Consider the following 262-nt stretch of genomic DNA (forward strand, 5'->3'; position numbering starts at 1 on the left):
CGCAAATCGCGCTGCTGCAACAGAGCCTGGATGCACTGAAACAGGCGGTGCTGCTGATGCACGCCCCGCAGGGCGCGCCCCTGGCCAGCGGGGAGCACCTGCAATTGTCAGCCGGTCAGAACCTTATCGCTACCGCCGGAAACAACGCCGATATCAGCGTGGCGAAAAAGCTCTTTATCGGCGTAGGTCAGGCGCTGAGCGTGTTTGTGCGCAAACTGGGTATCCGGCTTATCGCCAACCAGGGGCCGGTGGAGCTGCAGGC

1 protein-coding gene is annotated in these 262 nt (G+C 62.6%); it reads left to right on the top strand.

The window, feature by feature from the left end; all coding sequences use genetic code 11:
• Positions 1-262, top strand: a 262-nt coding sequence (locus CYR32_RS21340) for a DUF2345 domain-containing protein (protein WP_146000758.1), incomplete at both ends; no start/stop codon positions are given.

It is taken from the genome of Chimaeribacter coloradensis, from assembly GCF_002858715.1.
GTDB lineage: Bacteria > Pseudomonadota > Gammaproteobacteria > Enterobacterales > Enterobacteriaceae > Chimaeribacter > Chimaeribacter coloradensis.